The organism is Rhodobacter sp. SGA-6-6, from assembly GCF_011043545.1.
Lineage (GTDB): Bacteria > Pseudomonadota > Alphaproteobacteria > Rhodobacterales > Rhodobacteraceae > Pseudogemmobacter.
Window position 1 is genome coordinate 358,701 of the sequence record NZ_JAAKGP010000002.1, and the last position, 26,294, is coordinate 384,994.

The following is a 26,294-nucleotide window of genomic DNA, read 5'->3' on the forward strand; positions in this document are numbered from 1 at the left end:
GCGCTCATTCTGCCGCGGAAGGCAGGTCGAGTCCATTGCCCGCCGGCAGCTGCCCGCCGCATTGGACGGAATGGCCGACCACGGCGGGCAGGCCGTAGTCGTCGCTCGGCTCTCCGGCGGTGACGACCGACAATCCGCCCGCCGGCCCCCGGTAGACATAGGAGCAGAAGCCGAAGCCGGTGCCGGCGCAGTCCTCCACCTCGGTCACCCCGGCGGCGGCGATCGCCTGCGCCAGGCCGGAGACGGCGGCGGGTTGCGGCACCGGCTGCCAGCCATACTCCGCCAGCAGGCCACGGGCCATGTCGATGGGCAGGCCGTGGAGATAGGGCACGGTCGCGCTGCCGCAGACCGGCTCCTCCGGCGCGGGAGGGGTGACGGCCACATCCGTGCCGATCAGCCGCAGGTCGGCGACCGGGCCGGGCAGGACCGAGCCGTCGAAGATCCGCAGGCCGGAGGGGCCGAAGGCGGTGGCATGGCCGATCAGCTGGTCCTCCGGGTCGGCGGAATAGACCAGCCCGACCAGTTGCGCGCCGGAGAACAGGCCGATGTTGCCCTCGGTCAGGTCGCAGGTGCCCGAGGTGGAAGGGAGCCAGCCGCCGACGAAGCTGACCGCGGTCCAGGGGCCGAGGGGGACCTCGCCCGTCACCTCCCAGCCCTTGTCGCGGACGGCGCGGCCCGCGGCGTTTTGCGGGTCGGCGAAGAGATGGCTGCAATACTGGCGCTCCTCCTTCGTGCCCGGGGCGGCGGGCAGGTCCGTCAGCGGCAGCACCGCGAGCCCCGGCACCTGCGAGGCAAGGCGCGGCCCTTCTGCCCCGGCCGCCCCCGCGGCCAGCGCCAGAACCGCGGCGATGGTGATCCGTTCCATGGCAAATCCTCCTTGCACCGAAGGGAGACCCATCCCCGCCGCGCTGTCCAGTGGGGAAAGCCGCTGCCGCCGGCCGCTCTGGACCGCGCCGGGCGCAGCGCCTATAAGGCGCGCCATGCGATGCGGCCGGTTCCCCTTGCGAATTACCGGCCCGGCGGCCTGATCCGGCCGCCGGGGCAAATTCCGTCCGACTCTCCGACCGAACATCCTCCGCAAGGAATTTCCCGAATGTGCGCCGACACGCCCGAGACCTCTGCCCCCGACTACCGCGACACCGTCTTCCTGCCCGAAACCGAGTTTCCCATGCGCGCCGGCCTGCCGCAGCGCGAGCCCGACTGGCTGGCCCGGTGGGAACGGATCGGCATCTACGACCGGCTGCGCGAGAAGCAGGGCCGCCCCTCCTTCGTGCTGCATGACGGGCCTCCCTACGCCAACGGCCACCTGCACATCGGCCATGCGCTGAACAAGGTGCTGAAGGACATGGTGGTCCGCAGCCAGCAGATGATGGGCAAGGACAGCCGCTACGTCCCCGGCTGGGACTGCCACGGCCTGCCGATCGAATGGAAGATCGAGGAGCAATACCGCGCCAAGGGCCTGAACAAGGACGAGGTGGACGTGGTGGCCTTCCGCCAGGAATGCCGCAAGTTCGCCGAGGGCTGGATCGGCATCCAGCGCGAGGAGTTCAAGCGGCTGGGGGTGACCGGCGCCTGGGACCGGCCCTACCTGACCATGGACTACCACGCCGAGGCGGTGATCGCGGCCGAGTTCATGAAGCTCTTGATGAACGGCACGCTCTATCAGGGGTCCAAGCCGGTGATGTGGTCGCCGGTCGAGAAGACCGCCCTGGCCGAGGCGGAGGTGGAATATCACGACCACACCTCGCATACGATCTGGGTGGGCTTCCCGGTGGTCTCGGCCGCGGCGGACAGCGGGCTGCACGGCGCGCGGGTGGTGATCTGGACCACCACCCCCTGGACCATCCCGCAGAACCGGGCGGTGGCCTACAACCCGGACATCGCCTACGGGCTTTACGAGGTGACCGGGGCGCCCGAGGGATCGAACGCGGTTCCGGGCGGGCTGTATCTGATGGCCGACAAGCTGGCCGAAAGCGTCTTCACCGCGGCGAAGCTGGCCGAGGGGATGTATCGGCGGGTCCGCGGCGTCTCCGCCGAGGAACTGCGCGGGCTGGTTCTGGCGCATCCCTTCCGCGGCATCGAAGGGGCCAATGGCGAGTGGGACTACGATGTCCCTATGCTCCCCGGCGATCACGTCACCGAGGATGCGGGCACCGGCTTCGTCCATACCGCGCCCAGCCATGGCGAGGACGACTATGCCTTGGGCCAGAAGTTCGGCCTGCCGATGACCTGGAACGTCGAGCCCGACGGCTCCTACCGCGCCGACCTGCCGGTGTTCGGCGGGCAGGCGATCCTGACGCCCGAGGGTAAGGAAGGCCCGGCCAACGTCAGCGTGATCAAGCAGTTGGCCTGGGCGGGCGCGCTGCTGGCGAAGGGCAAGTTGAAGCATTCCTACCCGCATTCCTGGCGGTCGAAGGCGCCCTTGATCTTCCGCAACACTCCGCAATGGTTCGCCGCCATCGACCGCCGGATCGAGGACGGCCAGTCCAACTACGGCAACACCATCCGCGAACGCGCGCTGACCTCGATCCGCGATCTGGTCACCTTCACGCCCGAGACCGGCAAGAACCGGCTGCATTCGATGATCGAGGCGCGGCCGGACTGGGTGCTGAGCCGCCAGCGCGCCTGGGGCGTGCCGCTGACCTGCTTCGTGAAGAGGGGGGCGAAGCCGACCGACCCGGACTTCCTGCTGCGCGACCCGGAAGTGAACGCCCGCATCGTGGCCGCCTTCGAGGCCGAGGGCGCCGATGTCTGGTATGTGCAAGGATTCAAGGAGAAGATGCTGCAAGGCATCGTTGATCCGTCCGATTACGACCAGGTGATGGATGTGCTGGACGTCTGGTTCGACTCCGGCTCCACCCATGCCTTCGTGCTGCGCGACCGGCCGGACGGCACCGAGGACGGCATCGCCAATCTTTACCTGGAAGGCACCGACCAGCACCGCGGCTGGTTCCACTCCTCGCTCCTGCAAGCCTGCGGCACCAAGGGCCGGGCGCCCTACAAGGGCGTGCTGACCCATGGCTTCACGCTGGACGAGAAGGGCATGAAGATGTCCAAATCGCTCGGCAATACCGTCGCCCCGCAGGAGGTGATCGGCGAATACGGCGCCGACATCCTGCGGCTCTGGGTGGCGCTGTCCGACTACACGGTGGACCTGCGGATCGGGAAGGAAATCCTGAAGGGGGTGGCCGACAGCTACCGCCGGCTGCGCAACACGCTGCGCTTCCTGCTGGGCAACCTCGCCGGCTTCACCGAGGCCGAGAAGGTCGCGCCGGAGGAGATGCCGGAGCTGGAGCAATGGGTGCTGCACCGGCTGGCGGAACTGGATGAAGAGGTGCGGGCGGGCTATGCCGCCTACGACTTCCAGGGCGTGTTCCAGAAGCTGTTCGCCTTCTGCACCACCGACCTGTCGGCGGTCTATTTCGACATCCGCAAGGACGCGCTCTACTGCGACGCGCCGACGTCGCTGCGCCGCCGGGCCTGCCGCACCGTGCTGGACCTGCTGTTCCAGCGCCTGACGGTCTGGACCGCGCCGATTCTGGTCTTCACCATGGAGGAGGTCTGGCTGTGCCGGCACCCGGGCGAGGGCTCGTCCGTCCACCTGCAGGACTTCCCCGACACCCCGGCCAGCTGGCGCAACGACGCGCTGGCGGCAAAATGGGAAGGCATCCGCGCCGCCCGCCGGGTGGTCACCGGCGCGCTGGAGGTGCAGCGCACCGCCAAGGTGATCGGCGCCAGCCTGGAGGCGGCGCCGGTGGTGCATGTGGCGGATACCGCGATCCTTGCGGCGCTGAAATCGGTGGATTTCGCCAACCTCTGTATCACCAGCGGCATCCAGCTGACCGCCGACCCCGAGCCCGCCGAAGCCTTCCGCCTGCCGGAAGTGCCGGGCATCGGCGTGGTTTTCGAGCCGGCGCCGGGCGAGAAATGCCAGCGCTGCTGGCAGATCCTGCCGGATGTCGGTAGCCACAGGCACCCCGGCACCTGCAAGCGCTGCAACGAAGCGCTCGGCTGACGCGGATCGCGTTCGGCACACGGCTCCGGCCGGGCGGGAGAAGGCGAGGCACTGCCTCGCCCCCGCCCGTGCGAGACGGTTGCACCCGGAAACGGCAGCGGTTCCAAACCCCGGGAGGCCAGCGCCCGACCCGGCGGGCGAGAAGCGCCCGCCGAGGGCGGGGCGGGCGCTGGCCGGGCCTTTGGGGCCCGGCCGGTCTGGTTGAGATGGTGCATGGTGGCGAAGGCGATGGCCTTCGCCATGGAACCCGGACACCACAACGCAAATCCCCGCCGGAGCGGGCGGGGAAAACTGTGCGGGAAAGAAAGGCGCGGGGGGATGCGGGCGCATCGCCCCCGCGCAAGCCTCCGTCAGACCGCGACAGGGAGTGCCTTGCCCAACGGGTATGCATTGGCGCGGGCCACCCGGTCGAGGGCGGAGATGCCCATATGCATCTCCATCAGCTCCGCGCGCGACAGGCCGATGTCGTCCAGCAGCCGGTCATCGACCCGCGCCAGCAGGAACGCGGTCGAGCGGCGCAGCTGCAGCAGGGTGACAAGACGGGTGAACATGGTGGCCTCCTATTGATCTGCCCGCCAGATATGGGCCCGGCTTTGACATTTCACAAACGAATAGGTTTAATAGGTGACATGAACTTGACTCATGGGTAGCCGATGCACAATCCGCTCGACAGCGACCTGATGCGCAGCTTCCTGGCGGTGGCCGATACCGGCTCGGTCACCCATGCCGCGGCGCGGCTGTTCCGCACCCAATCCGCGGTTTCCCTGCAGATCAAGCGGCTGGAACAGAACCTCGGCCAGCCGCTGTTCCTCCGCCAGGCGCGCGGGGTGGAACTGACGCCGCGGGGCGAGCAATTGCTGCCCTATGCCCGCCGGGTGGTGGAGACGCTGGACGAGGCCGTCCTCGCGCTGCGGGAAAAGCCGCTGGTCGGGCCGGTGCGGGTGGGCATCCCCGACGAATATTCCGGCACCGTGCTGCCGCGCGCCCTCGCCGCCTTCGACGAACGGCACGAGGGGGTGCAGGTCTCGGTCCGGGTCGATCATTCCTCGGCGCTGCTGCAGGCGATGGAGGACGACCTGATCGACATCGCCGTGATCTACGACTGGGCCTATGTGCAGGAGGGCGAGGTCCTCTGCGTCGATCCCACGGTCTGGGTCACTTCGCTGCACCATGAACAGCACCTGCGCCGGCCGGTGCCGGTGGCGGTCTACTTCAAGTCCGACTGGAGCCGGGACTATGCCGAACTGTCGCTGAACCGGCAGGGGATCGACTGGCGCCCGGCTTGGACCTGCGACATGGCGGGCGGCTTCCGGCTGGCGGCGATGAACGGCATGGCCATCGCGCCGCTGTCGCGCAGCACCATCCCGGCCGGCTGCCGCGAGCTGACGGTGGCCGACGGCTATTCCAACGTGGACAGCGCCCGGGTGCTGCTGCGGCGGAACCCGCGCGGCACCTCGCCGGCGCTGGAGGGGATGGCGGCGCTGCTGCGCGAGGCCTTCGCGCCGCTCGGCATCGCCGCGCCGGGGGCTGCGGCGGGCTGATCCGGCTTGGAACCCGCGGCGGGGCATGGCAGCATGGCCGGCGGAGGAGATCCTGATGCTGCGCCCCGCCCTGCCCTGCCTGCTGGCCGTCCTGGCCCCCGCCGCCCTGGCCGACCCGCTGCCCGACTCCCTGAACGACCGCGCCGTCGCCGCCTTTTCCGCCGCCTTCGCGGACAGCTGCATGGCCGCCTTCGCCGAGGACGGCAGCCTGATCGAGCCGCCCCGTCGCTTCGACGTGACCATGCCCTGGTCGGTGACCGAGCCGGAGCAGGTCACGCTCTGGCAATTCCGCTGCAACATCGGCGCCTACAACCTGACCGATGTTTTCCTGCTGCGGACCGAGTTCGACGGCATCGTGCCGCTGGCGCTGGCGCAGCCCGCGGTGGCGCCGGTGAACGAGGACCCCGAGGATTTCGAAAGCCCCGTCCGCGAAATCACCGTCACCGGCTGGACCGCCCGCAGCTTCGTGGTCAACGGCAGCTTCGACCCGGCCACCGGCCTGCTGTCCGCCACCGGCTACTGGCGCGGCATCGGCGATGCCTATGATGCCGGCGCCTGGGTTCTGCGCGACGGCGGCTTCCAGCTGCGGCATTACGAGGTGGACGCCTCCTACGACGGCGAGGCCAGGCCGCAACTGGTGATGGACTTCCCGTGACCGGCACCCTGGACACTCCCTTCGGTCCGGTCTCGCTGCGCGAAAGCGCGGGGCGGATCGTGGCGCTGGACTGGCGGGCGGCCGAAACGGAGCCGACGGCGCTGGAGGCCGAGGGGCTGCGCCAGCTGGCCGAGTATTTCGCCGGCGCGCGGCAGGCCTTCGACCTGCCGCTGGACTGGGGCGAGGGGCTGAACGCCGCCGTCCGCCGCGCCATGGCCGCGATCCCCTTCGGCGAGACCCGGACCTATGGCGAGATTTCCGCCCTGGTCGGCGCGCCCGCGCAGGCGGTGGGGCAGGCCTGCGGCGCGAACCCGATCCCGATCATCATCCCCTGCCACCGCATCCTCGGCGCGAAGACGCTCGGCGGCTTCTCCGCCCCCGGCGGGGTGGAGACCAAGGTGGCGCTGCTGCGCCACGAAGGGGCGGCGGGGCTGCTGATCTGAACCCGGCTTGCGGCGGCCGCAAAGGCCCTGTAGCCCTGCGCATGACAGTTTCATCACAGGCGCGCGACCGTGAGCCTTGGCGTCTTCCTGGCCGTTCTGGGCGCGGCCTTCCTCCATGCGGCCTGGAACGGGCTGATCCGCACCGGCAACCCCGGCGGGTCGCGGTTGCAGAACCTGCTGGTGATGGCGCTGGTGCAGGGGGCCATCGGGCTGGCGATGCTGGCCTTCGCCCCCTTCCCGCCGGCGCGGGTCTGGCCCTGGCTCATCGCCGCCGCCGCGCTGCACACCGCCTACAAGCTGTGCCTCTCCGCCGCCTACGACCACGGCGACCTGTCCCGGGTCTACCCCTTGGCTCGCGGCTCGGCGCCGCTGATGGTGCTGGCGGCCTCGGCGCTGGTCGGGGCGGACCATCTGACGGCCGGTGAGGTGGCGGCGGTGCTGGTGCTGGTCGCCGGCATCATGGCGATGGCGGGCGGCGCGATCCGGGCCGGCGAGAACCGGCGGCTGATCCCCTGGGCGCTGGCGACGGCAGTGATGACCACCGGCTATACGCTGGTCGACGGCCTCGGCGCGCGGGCGGCGGGGCATCTGACGATGTTCCTCGGCTGGACCTTCGCGCTGGACGGGCTGTTCTTCGGGCTGGCCGTCGCCGCGCTGCGGGGCACCGCACCGTTCCGGGTATCGCCCGCGGGCTGGGGCCGGGGCGCGCTGGCCGCCGCGGCCTCGCTGGGCGCCTATGGCGTGGTGGTCTGGGCGATGACCCAGGCCCCCATCGCCCTGGTCGGCGCGCTGCGGGAATGTTCCATCCTCTTCGCCATGCTGATCGGCTGGCGGCTGTTCCACGAGCCCATGGGCCGCGACAAGGCGGTGGCGGGCGGATTGATCCTGGCGGGAGTGGCCCTGATGCGGGTGGCGGCATGAGCTTCGCGGTCTTCCTGGCGGTGATGGCCGCGGCCTTCCTGCATGCCATGTGGAACGCACTGATCAAGCTGGGCACCTCCAAGGTGGGGGGGATGGTGATCCTTTCCATCGTCGAGGTTCCCATCGGCCTGGCCGTGATCGCCGTCTCGCCCCCCATCGCGCTGGAGGCGGTGCCCTGGGTGATCGGCGCCGGCTGCACCCATTTCGCCTACAAGTTCTTCCTGTCCTACGCCTACGACCGCGGCGACCTGTCCCGGGTCTATCCCATCGCCCGCGGCGCCGCGCCGATGATCGTGGCGCTGGTCGGGGCCTTCGTCCTGGCCGACGCGGTCACCGGCCGGCAATACATGGCCATCGCGGTGCTGGCGGCAGGCATCCTCTTGATGGCCCGCGGCGTCTTCACCAGCGGCGAGGACCGGCGGCTCTTGCCCTTCGCGCTCGGCTCGGCGCTGGCGACGGCCAGCTACACGATGATCGACGGCATGGGCGCGCGGATTTCCGGGGTGCCGGCGGCCTATGTCGCCTGGGTCTTCGTCGCCGACGGGCTGTTCTTCACCTGCGGGATGCTGGCGCTGCGCGGGCTGCGGGTGATCCCGCGCGACGCCCGGGCCTGGGGCATGGGGGCGGTGGCCTCGGCGGCCAGCTACGGCGCCTATGCGGTCTCGGTCTGGGCGATGACCTTCGCTCCCATCGCACTGGTGGCGGCGCTGCGCGAGACCTCGATCCTGTTCGCGGTGCTGATCGGCTGGCTGGGGTTCAACGAGCGGATGACACGGGAGAAGGCGCTGGCCGCGGCGGTGATCGTCGCGGGCGTGGTGCTGTCGCGGTTGTAAGAACGGGTTTTCGCCGAAAACCCGAAAAACGATCCTTCGCCGAAGGATCGTCAGCGCACCCGCCGGATGCCTTCGGGAATGACCTGCTGCGCGATCCCGGCCAGCGCAAGGTAGAGCGAGGTCACGATCAATCCCCAATGCGCCAGGCTGCCTTCGGCGAAATCCACCCAGGCCGCCCAGGTGGCGAAGGCAATCCACAGCACGCACATCGCCAGCGACAGTTCGCGCCAGCGTTTCGTCCGCACCGGGTGGATGAACTTCAGGTTGGTGAACATCGTCACCGTCAGCCCGACCACCACGATCAGGATCACGCTCTGCGACGGCGCCACCGCGAACAGCACCAGCACCACCATGTTCCAGCAGGCGGGGAAGCCGGCAAAGCTCTTGTCCTTGGTCTTCATCCGGGTGTCGGCGAAATAGACCACCGAGCCGTAGCAGATCACGATGATCGCCAGCCAGCCGGTCCAGCCCGACAGCAGGCCGGACTTGAACAGGGCGAAGGCGGGGATGAAGACATAGGTCAGGTAATCGACGATCAGGTCCATCAGGACGCCGTCATAGGTGGGCCAGTTCTTCTGGGTGTCGTATCTGCGGGCCAGCGGACCGTCGATCCCGTCAACGATCAGCGCGACGACCAGCCAGAGGAACATCAGGCTCCACTTGCCCTCCACCGCGGCGAGCATGGCGAACATCGACAGCACCGCGCCGGTGGCAGTCAGCAGGTGGACGGACAGGGCCTTGAGACGGTCTGACATATTCTTTTGATGAACCAATTCCGTGCCGGGCGCAATGCGGCTGCGCGTCGGGAATTCATGATGCCCGCGGGTGGGCGCGCTCGTAGACCTCCATCAGCCGGCCGGCATCCACCGCGGTATAGGCCTGGGTGGTGGACAGCGAGGCATGGCCGAGCAGTTCCTGGATCGCCCGCAGGTCGCCGCCGGCGGACAGCAGGTGGGTGGCGAAGCTGTGGCGCAGCGCGTGCGGCGTCGCGGTGGCGGGCAGGCCCAGCTGGGCGCGGGCCTTCTCCATCGCCAGCTGGATCGGGCGCGGGGACAGCGGGCCGCCGCGGGCGCCGCGGAACAGCGGCTGGTCCCCGGCCAGGTCCCAGGGGCAGAGCCGGACATAATCCGCCACCGCCTGCGCCGCTGCGGGCAGGGTCGGCACCAGCCGGGTCTTGGCCCCCTTGCCGGTGATGCGCAGCACCTGCGGCAGCGGATGCTGCGCGCCGGTCAGGGACAGCGCCTCGGAGATCCGCAAGCCGCAGCCGTAAAGCAGCGTCACCACCGCCACGTCGCGGGCCTGCTGCCAGTCGTCGCGGGCCTGGTGGCCGACGGTCTCCAGCATCTCCGCCGCCCCTTCCTCGGACAAGGGACGGGGCAGCTTGCGGCGGTATTTCGGGCCGCGGGCGGACAGGACGGTGGTCGCCTCTTCCCCCAGCCGGTCGGAGGCCCAGGCGGTGAAGCCCTTCACCGAGGACAGCGCCCGCGCCAGCGAGCGGGCGCCGATCCCGCGGTTCTGCTCATGCGCCATCCAGGCCCGCAGGTCGATCCTTTCGGTCTCGACGATGCCGCGCAGGCCCATGGTGCCGCCGTGATGCCCCGCAAGGAAGGACAAGTAGCGCGCCACGTCGCGGGAATAGGCCTCGACGGTGTGGCGGCTTGCCCCCTTCAGCGCGGCGATCTGCGCCAGCCAGTCGGCCAGCGCCGCCCGGACCTCCTCCGAGATCGCCAGCCCGGTCACGACAGCCAGCGGCGCATCGTCCGTTCGAACACGCCGGCGAAGAAGGCCAGAAGGTCGGTGCCATGGGTCTGCTTGAACTGATGCGGATCTTCCGCCCCGAAAACCAGCATCCCCGGCAGCCGCCCCTTGCCGAAATCCAACCTGAGCAGCGCCTCGGACCGGATATAGCCCGCCCGGTCGCCGTAAAGCGCATCGCTCTCCGGCATCACCTGCCGCAGCGTCACCGGGCGCAGCGGCACGTTGCGGCCGGCGGCGACGTAATTCGCCACGAACCCCGGCTCGGCGACATAGAGCACATCGCCCAGCCGGCGCAGCGCCGGGTCCTCGGCGTCCTGCACCGATTCCAGCACCAGCCGCACGCAATCCACCCGCAGGGTGGCGGCGACATCGCCGGTCAGCACCCGCAGGAACTCCTGGAAATCCAGCGGGTCGAGCAGTTGCAGGATCGCCCGATGCACCTGATTGGTGCCGGCCAGGTTCTCGTAGGCCGCGGCGATGACGCCGCGGTGGGTGTCCTCCAGCCGGTCGAGCCGGGTCTCCAGCCGCTGCATGGCGATGCCGCGCAGGTCGACGATATTGGCCCCCATGGCGCGCTCGTTCGCGGCCACCAGCGCGTTCATCAGGTCGCGGTCTTCCAGAATCGTCTCGGGTTCCGCGAGGATGCGGTCGCGCAGGTCAGGTTCGATCATCACAAGGCTCGCCCGGCTCTTCTTTTTCGATTGCCGGCGACTATAGCAGCGGCCCGCGCCAGCGCCGCATATCTTTTCCGCCCCTTGCGCGGCATTTTGCAGATGGCGTTGCAAGGCTGCACTTTCCGCTCCTCCGCGGCAGATACCGGAAAACTGCAAGCAAGGTCAGAAGAAGCTCTGCGGGTCGATGTCGATGGCCAGCCGCAGGTTGGCCGGCAGCCGCACCTGCGCCACCCATTGCGCCAGCGCAGGTTGCAGCGCCGCACCTTTTGGCGCCTTGACCAGAAGCCGCACCCGGTGCCGGCCGCGGATGCGGGCGATGGGGGCGGGGGCCGGCCCGAAGACCTCGGCCCCCACGGCGCGCAGGGGGGCATCGCGGCGGGCAAGGTCCCCACCCACATCGAAGACCGCGCCGAGGTCGGGACCGGAGAGGATGATCCCCGCCATCCGCCCATAGGGCGGCGCGCCCTGCATCCGGCGCTCCTCGGCCTCGGCGCGCCAGAACGCCTCCTCGTCGCCGCCGAGGATGGCGCGGATCACCGGATGCTCGGGCTGGTGGGTCTGCAGCCAGGCCTCGCCCGGCTTCTCGGCCCGCCCCGCCCGGCCCGCCACCTGCCGCATCAGCTGGAAGGTCCGCTCCGCCGCCCGCAGGTCCGACCCCTGCAGGCCGAGGTCGGCGTCGATCACGCCGACCAGCGTCAGCAGCGGGAAGTTGTGGCCCTTGGCGACGATCTGGGTGCCGATCACGATGTCGGCCCCGCCCTCGGCAATCGCCGCGATCTGCTCCTTCAGCGCCCGGGCCGAGCCGAACAGATCCGAGGACAGCACCGCCAGCCGCGCCCCCGGGAAACGCTCCGCCACTTCCTCGGCCAGCCGCTCCACCCCCGGGCCGACCGCCGCCATCCGCCCCTCGACCTTGCAGGAGGGGCAGGTGGCCGGCACCGGCTTCGTCGCGCCGCATTGGTGGCAGAACAGCCGCTTCAGGAAGCGGTGTTCCACCATGCGGGCATCGCAATGGTCGCAGCCGACCTGCGCCCCGCAGGCGCGGCAGAGCGTCACCGGCGCATAGCCGCGGCGGTTCAGGAACAACAGCGCCTGTTCCCCCCGCGCCACCCGCTCGGCCACTCCTCTCGCCAGCATGTCGGAGATCCAGCGGTTCGCCGGCAGCCGTTCCGCCCGCATGTCGATGGCCCGCATCCGCGGCATCTCCGCCGCGCCGAAGCGGGCGCCGAGGTCCAGCCGCTGGTATTTCCCCGCCTCGGCATTGGCCCAGCTTTCCAAGGAGGGCGTGGCCGAGGACAGCACCACCGGGCAGCCCGCGATGGAGGCCCGCAGCACCGCCATGTCGCGGGCGTTATAGAGCACGCCATCCTCCTGCTTGTAGGAAGTGTCGTGTTCCTCATCGACCACGATCAGCCCGAGGTCGCGGAAGGGCAGGAACAGCGCCGACCGCGCGCCGACGACCAGCGAAGCCTCGCCCTGCCCCAGCATCCGCCACAGCCGCCGCCGCTCGGTCATGGTGACGCCCGAGTGCCATTCGGCCGGGCGGGCGCCGAAGCGGGCCTCGACCCGGGACAGGAAATCGGCGGTCAGGGCGATTTCCGGCAGCAGCACCAGCGCCTGCCGGCCGCGGCGCAAGGCTTCCGCCACCGCCTCCAGATAGACCTCGGTCTTGCCCGAGCCAGTGACGCCCTTCAGCAGCACCGCCTGAAACTCCCCGGCCGCCACCGCATGGGCCAGGGCATCCCCTGCCGCCACCTGATCGCCCTCCAGCCGCATCAGGCCGGAGGGGTCCAGCCGCGGATAGGGCAGGTCCTTCGGCGCCTCCTCCTCGGCCACCACGCCCAGCTGGACGAGGCCCTTCACCACCCCGGTGCCGCAGGCCGCCGCCTCGGCCAGTTCGCCCAGCGTCACCGCCGCCCCGCCCCAGCCACGCAGCGCCTCCACCACCCGGTGCCGGGCCTCGGTCAGCCGGTTCGGCACCGGGCCGGCCAGGCGATAGACCTTGCGCATCCCCGGCGGGTCGCCCAGTCCCGGCGCGCGGGTGGCCAGCCGCAGCATGGCGGGCAGCGGCGTCAGCGTGTAGTCGGCGGCGCGGTGCAGGAACAGCCGCAGCTCCTCGCGCATCGGCGCGGCGTCCAGCACCCGGTTCACCGGGCGGACCTTGGCCGGGTCCCAATCCCCCTGCCCCGGCCCCCAGACCACCCCCAGCACCCGGCGCGGGCCAAGGGGAACCTCGACGAAATCTCCCGTTCCGCAGCCGCCCTCCGGCGCGCGATAGTCTAGCACGCGGCCCAGGGGTTCCGTGGTCAGGACCCCCACCGTCTCGCCCGCGATGAACTGCCGCTCGGTCACTGTTAGCGCCAACATATCCCGGCGACGCACCCTTTCGCGCCGCCCCCGTTTGCGGTAATACCGCCGCGACCGAGACACCTCCACCCCCGCCATCCCGCAAAGGAGCCGCCCCATGAGATTCTTCGTCGATACCGCCGATGTCGATGCCATCCGCGAATTGCACGATCTGGGCATGGTGGACGGCGTCACCACCAACCCCTCGCTGATCCTGAAATCCGGCCGCGACATCCTGGAAGTGACCAAGGAAATCTGCTCCTTCGTCGAAGGCCCGGTCTCGGCCGAGGTGGTGGCGCTGAAGGCCGACGAGATGATCGCCGAGGGCCGCAAGCTGGCCGAGATCGCCCCCAACATCGCCGTCAAGGTGCCGCTGACCTGGGACGGGCTGAAGGCCTGCAAGGTGCTGTCGGGCGAAGAGAAGATGGTGAACGTGACGCTGTGCTTCAGCGTGAACCAGGCGCTGCTGGCCGCCAAGGCCGGGGCAACCTTCATCAGCCCCTTCATCGGCCGGCTGGACGACATCAACCTCGACGGGCTGGAGCTGATCGGCGACATCCGGCAGGTCTACGACAACTACGGCTTCGAGACCAACATCCTTGCCGCCTCGGTCCGCACGGTGAACCACGCCTCGCAATGCGCGCTGATCGGCGCCGACGTGATGACCGCCCCGCCCTCGGTGATCAAGGCGATGGCCAGCCATGTGCTGACCGACAAGGGCATCGACCAGTTCATGAAGGACTGGGCGAAGACGGGGCAGAAGATCCTCTGATCCCCTTCCTCTTGGCCCAAATACTCCACGGGGGTCCGGGGGTGTGAAACCCCCGGCACTCTCCGCCTAGCGCGGCCGGTGGACGTGGGCGCTCTGCACCAGCCCGAAGCCGACCAAGATCACCAGCATCGCCGAGCCGCCGTAGGACAGCAGCGGCAGCGGCACCCCCACCACCGGGGCCATGCCCATCACCATCGACAGGTTGACGGCAAGGTAGAAGAAGAAGTTCCCCGCCACGCCGATGATCAGCAAGGACGAGAAGCGGTCCTTGTTCTGCAGCGCCGAGACCAGGCAGAAGCCGATGATCAGCGCATAAAGCACCAGCAGCGAGAAGGCGCCCACGAAGCCGAATTCCTCGGCGAGCGTGGTGAAGATGAAATCGGTGTGCTTCTCCGGCAGGAAGTTCAGCCGGCTCTGCGTGCCCTGCATGAAGCCCTTGCCGGACCATCCGCCCGACCCGAGCGCGATCTTCGCCTGCAGGATGTTGTAGCCCGCCCCCAGGGGATCGGCGGAAGGGTCCAGGAAGGTGTCGATCCGCTTGTATTGATAGTCGTGCAGGAACTGCCAGGGCGTGCCGCGGGTCAGGAACACCCCTGCCACCGCCGCCACCGTCAGGCTGGCGACGGCGGCGAAATACCACAGGCTGACGCCGGCCGCGAACATCACCGCCGCCCCGCCCAGGATCAGCATCAAGGAGGTGCCGAGGTTCGGCTGCATCAGCACCAGCACCGTCGGCGCCAGGATCAGCACCACCGGCAGCAGCACCCACAGCGGGCGCGAGGTCTTGCGGGTGTCCAGCCAGTCGTAATAGGCCGCCAGCAGCATCACCAGGGTGAACTTCATCATCTCGGACGGCTGGAACTGCAGGAAGCCGAAGTCGATCCAGCGCTGCGCGCCCATGTTGGTCTCGCCCCGGAACTCCACGTAGAGCAGCAGCAGGAACGAGACGACATAGGCCACCCCGGCCATGCTGCGCCAGAACCAGATCGGCACCATGGCGACGATCAGCATCAGCACCATGCCGGCGCCGAAGACCTGCGCCTGCCGCCGGGCCCAGATGTCGAAATCGCCGCCTGCGATGGACCAGAGCATCAGCACCCCGACCGAGGCCACCGCCGCGGTCAGAAGGATCATCGGCCAGTTCAGATACAGCACCTTGCGGATGCCGGTGGGCACGAACTTGATGCGGCTTTCCAGGAAGCTCATCACGCCCTCTCGCGGTCGGGGGCGGCGCCGGTGACGGGATCGCGCAGCGGCAGTTCCTTCAGCATGGTCTCGATCCGGCCGCGCTGCGCCGCCGGATAGGCCGACAGCGGCGGCAGCCCGTCGGACAGCGCCCGCAGCAGGACGTCGCGGGCGATGGGGCCGGCCACGGCACCGCCGCCGCCGCCATGCTCCACCACCACCGCCACTGCATAGCGCGGGTCGTCATAGGGCGCATAGCCGACGAACAGCGCATGGTCGCGCCGGTTCCACGGCAGCTGCTCGTTCGACACCACGCCGCGGGCGCGCTCGGCGGCCGAGATGTTGCGCACCTGACTGGTGCCGGACTTGCCCGCCATCACCAGCGCCGGATCGGCGATGCGGCTGGAGCGCCCGGTGCCGCTGGAGCCGTTCACCACGTCGAACATGCCGCGGCGGACGATGGCCAGATGCTCGGCGGCGATCCCCAGGTCGGGCGCATCGGCCACCGGGGTCTCCTCGGCGCCGATCATCCGCACCAGCCGCGGCGACACCGCCCGCCCGCTGGCCACCCGCGCCGTCATCACCGCCAGCTGCAACGGCGAGGCCAGCACATAGCCCTGCCCGATCGAGGCGTTGATGGTGTCGCCGATCCGCCATTCGGCCTTGTGCCGCTCCTGCTTCCAGGCGCGGTTGGGCATGATGCCCTCGGTGATGGCCGACATCGGCAGGTCGTGGCGGATGCCGAGGCCGAGCCGCTTGCCCATCTCGGCCATCTTCTCGATGCCGACCTTCTGGCAGACGTCGTAGTAGAAGACGTCGCAGCTTTTCTCCAGGCTCTGGGTCAGGCCGACGGTGCCGTGGCCGCCGCGCGAATGGCAGTGGAAGCGCCGCCCGCCGAATTCCAGATAGCCCGGGCAACGCACCTTGTAGCCGGCGTCGATGGCGCCCGCATCCAGCGCCGCCAGCGCGGTCACCATCTTGAAGGTCGATCCCGGCGGATAGGCGCCCGAGACCGCCTTGTTGGCCAGCGGCCGGTGGTCGTGCTCGGTCAGCGCGGCATAGTCGGCATGGCTGATGCCGCGGACGAAGAGGTTCGGATCGAAGGAGGGCGAGGAGGCGATGCAGATGATGTCGCCGTTCCTGACATCCATCACGACCGCGGCCGCGCTTTCCTCGCCCAGCCGGGCCTGGGCGAAGTTCTGCACGTCGGCGTCGATGGTCAGCCGGATGTCGGCGCCGGGCACGCCCTCGCGCCGCTCCAGTTCCCGCATCACCCGGCCGACGTGGTTGACCTCGATCCGTTTTGTCCCGGCCGAACCTCGCAGGGTGGATTCCATCCATTTTTCCACCCCGATCTTGCCGATCTGGAACTTCGGCAGCCGCAGCACCGGATCGGGATCGGTCTCGCCCTCCAGGTCCTTTTCCGACACCGGACCGACATAGCCGACCGCATGGGCGAAGTCGGTGTCGCGCGGATATTGCCGCGACAGGCCCATCTCGGGCACCACGCCGGGCAGGGCCGGGGCGTTGATGGCGATCTTGGAGAAGTCCTCCCAGCTGATGCGGTCCTTGACGATCACCGGCACGAAGGCGGAATGCTTCTTCACCGCGGCGATGGATTCCTCCAGCTCCTCGGCCGTCATCGGGATCAGCGCCGCCAGCCGCCGCATCACCAGGTCCACGTCGCCGGCATCCTCGCGCGTCACCACCACGCGGTAGTTCTGTTCGTTGCCGGCGATCACCTTGCCGTTGCGGTCGAAGATCATCCCCCGCCGCGGCGGGATCAGCCGGATGTTGATGCGGTTCTCCTCGGCCAGCAGTCGGAACTCGTCGGCCTGGTCCACCTGCAGATAGCGCAGCCGGGCGCCGAGGGCGGCCACCATCGCCGCCATCGCCCCGCCCATCATCAGCGTGCGGCGGGTGATGCCGCGGGCGCTGTCCTCGTTTTCCTTCTGGGTGCGTCTCACAGCCGCCTCCCGTAATCGTCGGTTTCGCCCGTCGCGGGCTTTCTCAGGTCCAGCACCAGCCGCGAGGCGCCCACCACCAGCGGATAGGCCAGCGTCGACCACAGCACCTGCACCACCGCAAAGCCGAAGGGCGGCTGCGGCAGCAGCGCCAGGGTGAAGACCAGCCGGTAGGCCAGCAGCATCGCCATCATCAGCCCCGTCACCAGCAGCCATTCCACCAGGAAGTTCAACTCACGAGTGAGTGCGGCGCGCGAGCGGATGAACTCGGACCCCATCACCACCAGCGCGGTCCAGAGTCCGGGCGGACGCATCAGGATCAGGTCTTCGGCCAGCACCACGGCGGCGATCAGCCAGACCGGCAGATAATCGGGCCGGCGCATCACCCAGGCCATGATCATGCACAAGATCAGGTCCGGCCCCGGAAAGCGCCCCGCATCGCTGCCCAGGGGCAGCAGCCGCAGGAACAGCAGCAAGAGCGCGAGGCCCAGGAACAGCGCGCGGTAGCCCCAATGCGCGGCCCGCCAGAGGCTGATCATCAGCCGCCCCCATCGCTGCCGCCCGCCTCGGCATCGCCCGAGCCGCTTTCGCCCACGTCGCCGCCGCCCGCCACCGGCGGGGCCGCGGCCTCGCCCTCGGCATCCACCACCGGCTCGGGGGTGGAGGGCAGCAGCGGCGGCGCGATCAGCCCGCCGGGATCGGTGATCGGCTCCAGCTCATGGCTGCGCAGGACGCGCAGGAACTCCAGCCGCTGGTAGTCGGCCGACATCACCACGCGCAGCCGCCGGTCGGTGTCGCGCACCACCTGGCCGACCAGCAGGCCCGCCGGCAGCACGCCGCCGTCGCCCGCCGTCACCACCCGGTCGCCGGGGGCGATCTCGTCGGCATCCTCGATGAACTCCAGGATCGGCATGGCGGAATTGTCGCCCGACAGCAGCGCCCGCTGGCCCGAGGGCTGCACCGTTACCGGCACCCGGCTGTTGGAATCGGTCAAGAGGATCACCCGGCTGGTCCGCTCTCCCACCCCAGAGATGCGGCCGACGAAGCCCAGGCCGTCCATCGTCGCCCAGCCGTCGCGGATGCCGTCGCGGGCGCCGACGTTCAGCAGCACCGACTGGCGGAACGGGCTGCCGCTGTCGGCCAGCACCTGCCCGGTGACCCAGGTCAGCTTCGGGTCCAGCCGCACCTTGTTCAGGTCGAGAAGCCGCGCATTCTGCTCGCCCAGCTGACGCGCCGCCTCTTTCCAGGCGGTCATCTTCTGCAGCTCGCGCTTCAGCTCCTGGTTCTGTTCGTAGATGCGGTCGTAGGACTGGAAATTCTCCACCATCCCCGCGGCCTTGCTGACCGGCACCAGCGCCCATTCCATGTTGGGCACCACCGCATCGACCAGCGCCGAGCGGAAGCGCTCCACCCGCGGGCTGTCGATCCGCCACAGCAGGAACAGGCCCAGCAGAAGCAGCACCAAGAGCGCCACCAGCAGGCGGCGCAGCGGGCGGGAATAGTCTTCCGGTCCTGTGGGTTTCCTGGCCAAGCGCGCCTCGCCATCCTGCGCTGTCGTTCAGGGGCGGGTCGCCCCGCGAAGATCAGCTGTCGTAGTCGATGACGTGCCGCAGCTGCTTTTCGTATTCCAGTGCTTTCCCGGTGCCGAGCGCAACACAATTCAGTGACTCGTTGGCGACCGAGATCGACAGCCCGGTCTGCTCGCGCAGCGCCAGGTCCAGGTCGCCCAGAAGCGCGCCGCCGCCGGTCAGCATCACGCCGCGGTCGACGATGTCGGCGGCCAGATCGGGCGGCGTCGCCTCCAGCGCCTGCATCACCGCGTCGCAGATCTGCTGCACCGGCTCGGCCAGCGCCTCGGCCACCTGGGCCTGGTTGATCTCGGTCTCCTTCGGCACCCCGTTCAGAAGGTCGCGCCCGCGGATCTGCATCGAGGAGCCGCGGCCGTCGTCGGGCATCCGCGCGGTGCCGATGCTGGTCTTGATCCGTTCGGCCGTGGATTCCCCGATCAGCAGGTTCTGGTGCCGGCGCAGGTAGGAGATGATCGCCTCGTCCATCCGGTCGCCGCCGACGCGGACGGAGCGGGCGTAGACGATGTCGCCAAGGCTGAGAACCGCCACCTCGGTGGTGCCACCGCCGATGTCCACCACCATGCTGCCGGTGGGTTCGGTGATGGGCATCCCCGCCCCGATGGCCGCCGCGATGGGTTCGGCGATCAGCCCGGCCCGCCGCGCACCCGCCTGCAAGACCGAGTTGCGGATCGCCCGCTTCTCCACCGGCGTGGCGCCATGCGGCACGCAGACGATGATCTTCGGCTTCGAGAAGGTGGTGCGCTTGTGCACCTTGCGGATGAAATGCTTGATCATCTCTTCCGCGGAGTCGAAGTCGGCGATGACGCCATCGCGCATCGGCCGGATCGCCTCGATGGACCCGGGGGTGCGGCCCAGCATCAGCTTGGCGTCCTCGCCCACGGCCAGCACCTGCTTCTTGCCGTCCTTGTTGTGATAGGCCACCACCGAGGGCTCGTTCAGCACGATGCCCTTGCCGCGGATGTAGACAAGCGTGTTGGCCGTCCCGAGGTCGATCGCCATGTCGGACGAGAGAAGGCCGGAAAGGATGGACATGCGGTGGGGTCCTTGCGAATGGGTCAGCCCCGCGACTCAGGCGATGCCGGGCGGGGCGCTCCCATATAAGGACAGGTGCCGACAAGGGGAAGGGCGGGCCATGAGCGCCCGCGCAATTCCGCGTGTATGGAGAATCCTTGCAGGACCGGGTTTTCGGAGAGATCGAAATCGACCCGGAATTGCACTTATCCGATATTCCGGCATCCTGTGCCGCAAAGCGGGGCAGGAGAGGTGCGGCATGGCAGGCGTTAAGGAACGGGTGGCGCTGGTCACCGGGGCGGGGTCCGCCGAGGGAATCGGCTTCGCCATCGCCCGCGCGCTGGCGGCGGCAGGGGCGCGGGTCTGCCTCACCGCGACCACCCCGCGCATCCATGACCGCGGCGCTGAGCTGTCGGCGATGTCCCATGTCGCCGACCTGACCGACCCGGCGCAGGTCGGCGATCTCTTCGCCGCCATCGAGGCACGGCTCGGCCCGGTCGAAGTTCTGGTGAACAACGCCGGCATGGTGCAGACGGGCAAGCGCGTGAAGCACCAGCCGCTGGCGGGCTGGTCAGACGAGGCTTGGGCACATCACATGGCGCTGAACCTCACCATCCCCTTCCACTGCTGCCGCGCCGCCCTGCCGGGGATGGCGGACCGCGGCTTCGGCCGGATCGTCAACATCGCCTCGGTCACCGGCCCGCTGGTCGCCCTCGCGGGCGCCTCGGCCTATGCCGCCGCCAAGGCCGGGATCACCGGCCTGACCCGGTCCATCGCGCTGGAATACGGCGGCCGCGGCGTGACCTGCAACGCCGTCCTGCCCGGCTGGATCGCCACCGCCAGCTCCAGCCGGATGGAGCTGCGGGCCGGCCGCGCCACGCCGGTGGGCCGCCCCGGCACCCCGGAGGAGGTCGCCGCCTGCGCGCTGTTCCTCACCTCGGACGAAGCCTCCTATGTCACCGGCACCACGCTGGTGGTGGATGGCGGCAACACGCTGCAAGAGGTGAAGCGGTGACACGCGAAACGGCGGCCCCTTGCGGAGCCGCCGTCGCAACCTTCCGCGGCAGCGCGGGCGAGCGGGGGCTCAAGGCCCTCCGAGCCCGCAGCCCGGCGCTCAGACCGCCTTCTTCAGCGCCTCGACCAGATCGGTCTTCTCCCAGCTGAAGCCGCCGTCCGCCGTGGCTTCGCGGCCGAAATGACCGTAGGCGGCGGTGCGGGCGTAGACGGGTTTCGTCAGGCCCAGATGGGTGCGGATGCCGCGCGGGGTCAGGTCCATCACCTCCATCACCGCCCTCTCGATGGCGGCTTCCTCCACCGTGCCGGTGCCATGGGTGTTGACGTAGATCGACAAGGGCTTCGCCACGCCGATGGCGTAGGAGACCTGCAGCGTGCAGCGGTCGGCCAGACCCGCCGCCACCACGTTCTTCGCCAGATAGCGCGCAGCATAGGCCGCCGAGCGGTCGACCTTGGTCGGGTCCTTGCCCGAGAAGGCCCCGCCGCCGTGGGGCGCGGCGCCGCCATAGGTGTCGACGATGATCTTGCGGCCCGTCAGCCCGGCGTCGCCGTCGGGCCCGCCGATCACGAAGGTGCCGGTCGGGTTGACGTGCCATTCGGTCTTCTTGGTCAGCCAGCCCTCGGGCAGGATTTCGCGGATATAGGGCTCCACGATCTTGCGGATCACCTTCGAGGTCTGCCGCTTCGAGGTATGCTGCGTCGACAGCACGATCGAGGTCACCTCCACCGGCTTGCCGTTCTCGTAGCGCAGGGACAGCTGCGACTTGGCGTCCGGCCCCAGCGTCGGCTCCTGCCCGGATTTCCGCACCTCGGCCAGCCGGCGCAGGATGGCATGGGCATACTGGATCGGCGCCGGCATCAGCTCGGGCGTCTCGGTGCAGGCATAGCCGAACATGATGCCCTGGTCGCCGGCGCCGTCGCGGTCCACCCCCTGCGCGATATGGGCGGACTGCTCGTGCAGGTAGTTGTGGACCTTGATCTTTTCCCAGTGGAACTTCTTCTGCTCATAGCCGATGTCGCGGACGCAGTCGCGGACGATGCCGTCGATCCGCTCCATCATCGCCTGGGTCTTCTCCTTCGAGGAGAGGCCGACCTCGCCGCCCACCACCACGCGGTTGGTGGTGGCGAAGGTCTCGCAAGCCACGCGGGCATTCGGATCTTCGGTCAGGAAAGCGTCCAGCACGGCGTCCGACACGCGGTCGCACAGCTTGTCGGGATGCCCCTCCGACACGGATTCGGAGGTGAAGACATAGGACTTGCGGCTCATGGGAAAGGTGCTCCGTTGGGTTAAACCGCCACGCCAGGAAGCCGTTGTGACGGAAAGGATGCCCGCCGGTTACGCGCTTGCAGGCGAAGTTTCAAGGGCGCTTGCCGGCGCGCGCCCGCAGGGCGGCGAAAGCGAGCCCCGCCAGCAACATCAGCAGCAGCGGCAGGTCCCCGCTGCGGGCATAGGGCGGCGGCGGCAGCGCGCCGGGAAGCGCGGCGTCCACCGTGCCGCGCGCGCCCATCCCCATCCGCGCGGGGACGCCGGCGGTGTCGGGCGCCAGCTGCCCGGTGGCGGTGACCACGGCGCTGATCCCGGTGTTCGCCACCCGCACCAGCGGCAGCCCCTGCTCGATCGCCCGCAGCCGGGCGAGGGCGAAGTGCTGGTAAGGCCCGGTCAGGGTGCCGAACCAAGCGTCGTTGGTCACCTGCAGCAGCCAGCCGGGGCGGTCCGGGGTGCCGACCTCCCCGGGGAAGATCGCCTCGTAGCAGATCAGCACCCGGGCCGGGCCGAGGCCGGGGCCGAAGTCCACCAGCCGCGCCTCTTCCCCCGCGGTGTAGCCGAATCCCTGCTGGGCGGCAAAGGCGCGCAGGCCGAACAGGCGGAAGGCCAGGTCGCCGAAGGGGATGTATTCGCCGAAGGGGACGAGGTGGATCTTGTCGTAGCTTTGCCCGATGCTGCCGCCGAGGCCGAAGAGCGCCAGGCTGTTCCAGGCCCTTTCGCCCTCCACCCGCTGATAGCCCGCCGCGACCGGCAGGCCGAGCGATCCCATCGCCAGCGCCGCGCCCTCGCCCTCGGCCAGCAGGAAAGGCACCGCGGTCTCGGGCCAGATCGCCAGGTCGGGCACCGCGCCCTGCGGCGGGGCGACGGTCAGCTCCAGCAGGCCGTCGAAGGTGGCCCTTGCCTCGTCCGGGTCCCATTTCAGGCTTTGCACCACGGCGGGCTGCACCAGCCGCACCACCCCTCCGGGCGGCGGCGCGGCCTCCAGCCCTTGGCGCGCATGGCCCCAGACCAGCACCGCCGCGATGGCCGCTAAGGCCCCCACCGTTCCCGCCCGCGGCCAGGCCAGCGGCAGCGCGGCCAGCGCCAGCACCACCGCGCCCATGCCATAGCCGCCGACCAGCGCGCCCAGTTGCTCGGCCGGGGTGTCCAGCGGGATATGGCCGAACAGCGCCCAGGGAAAGCCGGTGAAGACATGGCCCCGCAGCAGGTCGGCCAGCGCCAGCGCCGTCACCAGCGCCAGCAGCCGCAGCCGCCCCGGGGCCGTCAGCGCCGCGGCCAGCGCCGCCGCCCCGGCCCAGAACAGCCCCAGCCCGAAGGCCAGCAGCACCACGGCGAAGGGGGCCATCCAGCCATGCACCCAGGGGTCGACGAAGAAGGGATTGACGATCCAGTTCAGCGCCAGCGCGAAATGCCCCGCACCTGCGATGAGCGCCAGTGCGAAGGCGCGCGGGGCCGCCTCACGCGACAGCAGATGCAGCAGCCCGCACAGCGCCGGCAGCGCCAGCACCTGCACCCCGAAGGGCACCTGGCCGAGCGCGACCACGGCCCCCAGCCCGAAGGCCAGCGCCGCAGGTCCCCGCCCGGGCCAGAGCCAGCGCCGCAGGCCCATTCAGCCTTCCGCCGCCGGGCCTGCCGCAGTCGCGGGCAGCCGGATCCGCAGCCGCTTGATCCGGCGCGGGTCGGCATCGACGATCTCGATCTGCGCGCCGCTTTCGTGGTCCACCACCTCGCCCCGGGCCGGAACCCGGCCGGCGCGCAGGAAGACCAGCCCGCCGATGGTGTCGATCTCCTCGTCCTCGCCCTCCTGCCGCAGCTTCAGGCCGAGCGCGGCCTCGATCTCCTCCAGCGGCGCGGTGGATTGGGCCAGGATCACCCCCGGCTTCTCCTCCTTCCACAGCGCGCCTTCCACCTCGTCATGCTCGTCCTCGATCTCGCCGATGACGGTCTCGATCAGGTCCTCGATGGTGACGAGGCCGTCGACCCCGCCGTATTCGTCGATCACCAGCGCCATGTGCACCCGCTCCTTCTGCATCTTCTGCAGCAGGACGCCGGTCGGCATCGACGGCGGGGCGTAGAGGATCGGCCGCAAGAGCCGCTTCAGGCTGAACCGCCCGTTGGCGCCGAAGCCATGAGTCAGCGCCAGGTCCTTCAGGTGGACCAGCCCCTGCGGGTGGTCCAGCGTGCCCTTGTAGACCGGCACCCGGGAAAAGCCGTGCTGGCGGAACACCTCGACCAGTTCGTCCTTGCCGATGTCCAGCGGCACGGCGACGATCTCGGCCTTGGGGATCGCCACGTCGTCCACCCGCATCCGTCGCAGCGCACCGAGGCCGGCGCTGGCGGCAGGTGCGGCAGAGGCCGCCGGGGTGTCGTCCGGCTCGGCTGTCGGGGTGAAGGCGGAGAGGATCCGCCCGAAGAAGCCGCGTCCTGCGGCCTCTGGAGGGTCTTCGTCGGCCGTGTCCTGCAACGCCGCTCCTTGCGCCGCAGACGACCCTTCGGTGCTACTGCCCATCGGTCCTTTGTCCGAAAAACACCCGTCCCGCGGGTGCCTGCTCAATATGGGTCAGGAAGCCCCATGGACGCAAGTATCCGCACCTCATGCCCTTCCATCAGCGCGGCATCCTCGTCCTCGACGTGATCGTAGCCCAGAAGATGCAGCACGGCATGGACGACCAGATGGGCGACATGCGCCTCCATCGGCTTGCCCTGCTCGGCCGCCTCGCGGGCGCAGGTCTCCCAGGAGATGGCGATGTCGCCCAGGTCCTCCGGGTTATCCTCCGTCCCTGCCTCCGGCCGCTCCGGCTCCTCGCCGACGAACTCCGCCGCGCGTTCCTCGGAGGGCCAGCTGAGCACGTTGGTGGGCGCAGGCTTGCCGCGGAAATCGGCGTTCAGCCCGGCGATGCGGGCATCGTCGCAGGCCAGGAGAGCGATGCGGAAGCCGTCCGCCGCCAGCCCCAGCCCGGAAAGCGCCGCCCGCGCCGCGGCCTCGGCCAGGGCGTCGAGGCCAAGGCCGGCCCAGCGTTCGTCCTCCACCACGGTCTCGACCAGCTGTCCCATGGCCGCGCCCTACCCCGCCGCCAGCCTTCGTGCAAGCCCATGGTCCCGGCGGGGATCGGCATTCTGCACGGGTAGGACTGCGGCCCGGCGGGCGGGAACAGGCGAGGCACTGCCTCGCCCCCGCCCGTGCGCAGCGGTAGCACCCGGAAACGCTGGTCACACATAACCCCGAGAGGCCAGCGCCCGACCCGGCGGGCGAGAAGCGCCCGCCGGGGGCGGGGCGGGCGCTGGCCGGGCCATTGAAGGCCCGGCCGGTCCAGATGGAACCGTTGCGCTGTGGCGAAGGCACGCGCCTTCGCCAAATAAGCCGGACGAAGCTGGCGCCGGTTGCCCATCCGCCTTGGCAGAAAGAGGTGGCAGCCTGTTCGCGGATGGCCGTATCCTCGCGTCACCAGCCGCAGCCGAGGACCCGCGATGACCGAACCGACCGAGACCGCCGCCCTGATCCGCGCCCGTGCCGGAGAGGAGCCCGTCCGCCTCGGCCTGATCCTCGGCTCCGGCCTCGGGCATCTGGCGCAGGCGGTAGACGGCCCGGCGATCCCCTATGCCGACCTGCCGGGCTTTCCCCGGGCGCAGGTCTCCGGCCACAACCCGCATCTGCACGTCGGCCTGCTGGAGGGCGTCCGCGTCGCCGTCTTCGGCGCCCGCGAGCATTACTACGAGAACGGCAACCCCGCCGCGATGCGCGGCGCGCTGGAAACGCTGAAGGCGCTCGGCGCCGACAGGCTGATCCTGACCAATGCCGCCGGGTCGCTGCGGCCCGACATCCCGCCGGGCGACCTGATGCTGCTGTCGGATCACATCAACTACAACGGCCTGAACCCGCTGATCGGCGAAAGGACAGACGCCCGCTTCGTGCCGATGACCGACGCCCATTCCCCGCGCTTGCGCGCCGCCCTGCGGGCAGCCGCCGCGGCCGAGGGCATCGCGCTGAAAGAAGGCGTCTATGCCTGGTATTCCGGTCCCTCCTTCGAGACCCCGGCCGAGATTCGCCTGCTGAGGACCCTCGGCGCCGATGCGGTCGGCATGTCCACCGTGCCCGAGGTGATCCTGGCCCGCTTCCTGGGGCTGGAGGTCGCCGCCGTCTCGACCATCACCAACATGGCCGCCGGACTGTCGGAGGAGAGGATCAGCCACGACCACACCAAGGCCATGGCCCCCCTGGGTGCGGCAAAACTGGAACGCATCCTGAGGCGTTTCCTCTCTGCGCCGGAATGACGCCTTTGTGCATTTGACTTCCCCGCCAAAGGGG

General features: G+C 69.8%; 24 protein-coding genes and 1 riboswitch. Of the genes, 9 read left to right on the forward strand and 15 right to left on the reverse strand.

The window, feature by feature from the left end; all coding sequences use genetic code 11:
* Window positions 1-4: 4 nt before the first annotated feature.
* Window positions 5-865 carry a hypothetical protein gene (locus G5B31_RS05020; protein WP_165014303.1) on the reverse strand — a complete coding sequence of 287 codons (861 nt, stop codon included), beginning with the start codon at window positions 863-865 and terminating at the stop codon, window positions 5-7.
* Between the two features lie 228 nt (window positions 866-1,093).
* Here G5B31_RS05020 and ileS point away from each other — a divergent pair, with 228 nt between their 5' ends.
* Entirely contained in the window at window positions 1,094-4,015 is a 2,922-nt protein-coding gene (gene ileS / locus G5B31_RS05025) for an isoleucine--tRNA ligase (protein WP_165014304.1), read from the forward strand.
* Window positions 4,016-4,365: 350 nt separating this feature from the next.
* On the opposite strand, the gene G5B31_RS05030 is transcribed toward ileS, so the two are convergent.
* Window positions 4,366-4,566 carry a DUF1127 domain-containing protein gene (locus G5B31_RS05030; protein WP_165014305.1) on the reverse strand — a complete coding sequence of 67 codons (201 nt, stop codon included), beginning with the start codon at window positions 4,564-4,566 and terminating at the stop codon, window positions 4,366-4,368.
* 102 nt (window positions 4,567-4,668) lie between these two features.
* Here G5B31_RS05030 and G5B31_RS05035 point away from each other — a divergent pair, with 102 nt between their 5' ends.
* The 5 genes from G5B31_RS05035 to G5B31_RS05055 all read left to right on the forward strand — a co-directional run bounded on the left by G5B31_RS05035 (window position 4,669) and on the right by G5B31_RS05055 (window position 8,408).
* The gene (locus G5B31_RS05035; RefSeq protein WP_165014306.1) at window positions 4,669-5,556 is read left to right on the forward strand and encodes a LysR family transcriptional regulator; all 888 of its coding nucleotides are present in this window, start codon (window positions 4,669-4,671) and stop codon (window positions 5,554-5,556) included.
* A gap of 55 nt (window positions 5,557-5,611) precedes the next feature.
* Window positions 5,612-6,211 (forward strand): hypothetical protein, encoded by a 600-nt coding sequence (locus G5B31_RS05040; RefSeq protein WP_165014307.1) that lies wholly within the window; start codon window positions 5,612-5,614, stop codon window positions 6,209-6,211.
* The gene (locus G5B31_RS05045) at window positions 6,208-6,654 is read left to right on the forward strand and encodes a methylated-DNA--[protein]-cysteine S-methyltransferase (RefSeq protein ID WP_165014308.1); all 447 of its coding nucleotides are present in this window, start codon (window positions 6,208-6,210) and stop codon (window positions 6,652-6,654) included. Before G5B31_RS05040 ends, G5B31_RS05045 begins: the two co-directional genes overlap by 4 nt.
* A gap of 69 nt (window positions 6,655-6,723) precedes the next feature.
* The gene (locus G5B31_RS05050) at window positions 6,724-7,575 is read left to right on the forward strand and encodes a DMT family transporter (RefSeq protein ID WP_165014309.1); all 852 of its coding nucleotides are present in this window, start codon (window positions 6,724-6,726) and stop codon (window positions 7,573-7,575) included.
* A complete protein-coding gene (locus G5B31_RS05055) occupies window positions 7,572-8,408 on the forward strand; it encodes a DMT family transporter (protein ID WP_165014310.1) in 837 nt (278 codons plus the stop codon). The genes G5B31_RS05050 and G5B31_RS05055 overlap by 4 nt, the downstream gene beginning before the upstream one ends.
* Before the next feature lie 50 nt (window positions 8,409-8,458).
* Here the strand turns inward: G5B31_RS05055 and G5B31_RS05060 are convergent, their stop codons facing one another.
* The 4 genes from G5B31_RS05060 to G5B31_RS05075 all read right to left on the reverse strand — a co-directional run bounded on the left by G5B31_RS05060 (window position 8,459) and on the right by G5B31_RS05075 (window position 13,207).
* The gene (locus G5B31_RS05060) at window positions 8,459-9,163 is read right to left on the reverse strand and encodes a phosphatidylcholine/phosphatidylserine synthase (protein ID WP_165014311.1); all 705 of its coding nucleotides are present in this window, start codon (window positions 9,161-9,163) and stop codon (window positions 8,459-8,461) included.
* Between the two features lie 55 nt (window positions 9,164-9,218).
* Window positions 9,219-10,148, reverse strand: coding sequence for a tyrosine recombinase XerC (locus G5B31_RS05065; RefSeq protein ID WP_394352113.1), 930 nt, complete (start codon window positions 10,146-10,148; stop codon window positions 9,219-9,221).
* The gene (locus G5B31_RS05070; RefSeq protein ID WP_165014312.1) at window positions 10,145-10,837 is read right to left on the reverse strand and encodes a DUF484 family protein; all 693 of its coding nucleotides are present in this window, start codon (window positions 10,835-10,837) and stop codon (window positions 10,145-10,147) included. The genes G5B31_RS05065 and G5B31_RS05070 overlap by 4 nt, the downstream gene beginning before the upstream one ends.
* 165 nt (window positions 10,838-11,002) lie before the next feature.
* Window positions 11,003-13,207: a primosomal protein N' gene (locus G5B31_RS05075; RefSeq protein WP_165014313.1), complete on the reverse strand. Its 2,205-nt coding sequence runs from the start codon at window positions 13,205-13,207 to the stop codon at window positions 11,003-11,005.
* Between the two features lie 97 nt (window positions 13,208-13,304).
* Here G5B31_RS05075 and fsa point away from each other — a divergent pair, with 97 nt between their 5' ends.
* A complete protein-coding gene (gene fsa, locus G5B31_RS05080; protein WP_165014314.1) occupies window positions 13,305-13,958 on the forward strand; it encodes a fructose-6-phosphate aldolase in 654 nt (217 codons plus the stop codon).
* Window positions 13,959-14,024: 66 nt separating this feature from the next.
* On the opposite strand, the gene rodA is transcribed toward fsa, so the two are convergent.
* Genes rodA through G5B31_RS05105 form a run of 5 tightly spaced genes read right to left on the reverse strand, consistent with a single transcriptional unit; the run spans window position 14,025 to window position 19,728 of the window.
* Window positions 14,025-15,164 carry a rod shape-determining protein RodA gene (rodA, locus tag G5B31_RS05085; RefSeq protein ID WP_165014315.1) on the reverse strand — a complete coding sequence of 380 codons (1,140 nt, stop codon included), beginning with the start codon at window positions 15,162-15,164 and terminating at the stop codon, window positions 14,025-14,027.
* Window positions 15,164-17,110, reverse strand: coding sequence for a penicillin-binding protein 2 (mrdA, locus tag G5B31_RS05090; protein ID WP_165014316.1), 1,947 nt, complete (start codon window positions 17,108-17,110; stop codon window positions 15,164-15,166). Before mrdA ends, rodA begins: the two co-directional genes overlap by 1 nt.
* Window positions 17,107-17,646, reverse strand: a complete 540-nt coding sequence (locus G5B31_RS05095) for a rod shape-determining protein MreD (RefSeq protein ID WP_165014317.1) — start codon at window positions 17,644-17,646, stop codon at window positions 17,107-17,109. The genes mrdA and G5B31_RS05095 overlap by 4 nt, the downstream gene beginning before the upstream one ends.
* A complete protein-coding gene (gene mreC, locus G5B31_RS05100) occupies window positions 17,646-18,638 on the reverse strand; it encodes a rod shape-determining protein MreC (protein ID WP_165014318.1) in 993 nt (330 codons plus the stop codon). The genes G5B31_RS05095 and mreC overlap by 1 nt, the downstream gene beginning before the upstream one ends.
* A gap of 52 nt (window positions 18,639-18,690) precedes the next feature.
* The gene (locus G5B31_RS05105) at window positions 18,691-19,728 is read right to left on the reverse strand and encodes a rod shape-determining protein (protein WP_165014319.1); all 1,038 of its coding nucleotides are present in this window, start codon (window positions 19,726-19,728) and stop codon (window positions 18,691-18,693) included.
* A 238-nt stretch (window positions 19,729-19,966) separates the two neighbouring features.
* On the opposite strand from G5B31_RS05105, the gene G5B31_RS05110 reads away from it, so the two are divergent.
* Complete coding sequence (locus G5B31_RS05110; protein ID WP_205911805.1) at window positions 19,967-20,722, forward strand: SDR family NAD(P)-dependent oxidoreductase; 756 nt, start codon at window positions 19,967-19,969, stop codon at window positions 20,720-20,722.
* Window positions 20,723-20,821: 99 nt separating this feature from the next.
* On the opposite strand, the gene metK is transcribed toward G5B31_RS05110, so the two are convergent.
* The 4 genes from metK to ybeY form a co-directional block, all read right to left on the reverse strand.
* Entirely contained in the window at window positions 20,822-21,988 is a 1,167-nt protein-coding gene (metK, locus tag G5B31_RS05115) for a methionine adenosyltransferase (RefSeq protein WP_165014320.1), read from the reverse strand.
* Between the two features lie 8 nt (window positions 21,989-21,996).
* Window positions 21,997-22,044: riboswitch (SAM-SAH riboswitch) on the reverse strand.
* 35 nt (window positions 22,045-22,079) lie between these two features.
* On the reverse strand, window positions 22,080-23,597 hold the full coding sequence (gene lnt / locus G5B31_RS05120; RefSeq protein WP_165014321.1) for an apolipoprotein N-acyltransferase: 1,518 nt from the start codon (window positions 23,595-23,597) through the stop codon (window positions 22,080-22,082).
* A complete protein-coding gene (locus G5B31_RS05125; RefSeq protein WP_165014322.1) occupies window positions 23,598-24,497 on the reverse strand; it encodes a transporter associated domain-containing protein in 900 nt (299 codons plus the stop codon).
* Window positions 24,498-24,538: 41 nt separating this feature from the next.
* Window positions 24,539-25,042 (reverse strand): rRNA maturation RNase YbeY, encoded by a 504-nt coding sequence (gene ybeY, locus G5B31_RS05130; protein WP_165014323.1) that lies wholly within the window; start codon window positions 25,040-25,042, stop codon window positions 24,539-24,541.
* Window positions 25,043-25,456: 414 nt separating this feature from the next.
* Between ybeY and G5B31_RS05135 the strand changes: the two genes are divergently transcribed.
* Complete coding sequence (locus tag G5B31_RS05135; RefSeq protein ID WP_165014324.1) at window positions 25,457-26,260, forward strand: purine-nucleoside phosphorylase; 804 nt, start codon at window positions 25,457-25,459, stop codon at window positions 26,258-26,260.
* Window positions 26,261-26,294: the final 34 nt, after the last annotated feature.